Annotated in this window: 1 protein-coding gene; it reads left to right on the top strand. The window is 43.7% G+C overall.

Annotated elements, in window-relative coordinates:
- Positions 1-405: contractile injection system protein, VgrG/Pvc8 family (locus PROVRUST_RS18645; protein WP_006816475.1), on the top strand; the 405-nt coding region annotated here is incomplete at both ends.

The raw sequence follows: 405 nt of genomic DNA, 5'->3' as shown, positions 1-405 counted from the left end.
GGCGAAACACTATCACTTCATTTGGGCTGGAAAAATGAACCATTAATTTATAAAGGCACGTTCACGGTTGATGAAATTGAGCATAGCGGTGTACCTGATAAGTTGACGATTCGCGGACGTAGTGCTGATTTTCGTGACACGTTAAACGTCAAGCGTGAGCAGTCATATCATCAAAAAACGCTGGGCGATATTGTGAGAACAATTGCGGAGCGTAACAAGCTCAAACCGGTGATAGATGAAAAGTTGGATAAAATAAAGTTAGCCCATATTGACCAAACGAATGAGTCAGATGGTTCATTTCTGACGAGAGTCGCTAAAACCGAGGGGGCAATTGTTGCCGTAAAAGATGGTAATTTATTATTCATGCGGCAGGGGGAGGGATTTACTGGGGGACGGGACAGCATT

The organism is Providencia rustigianii DSM 4541 (assembly GCF_000156395.1).
Taxonomy (GTDB): Bacteria; Pseudomonadota; Gammaproteobacteria; order Enterobacterales; family Enterobacteriaceae; genus Providencia; species Providencia rustigianii.
The sequence above is the reverse complement of the archived record's forward strand: the minus strand, read 5'-3'. Positions and strand labels throughout refer to the sequence as shown.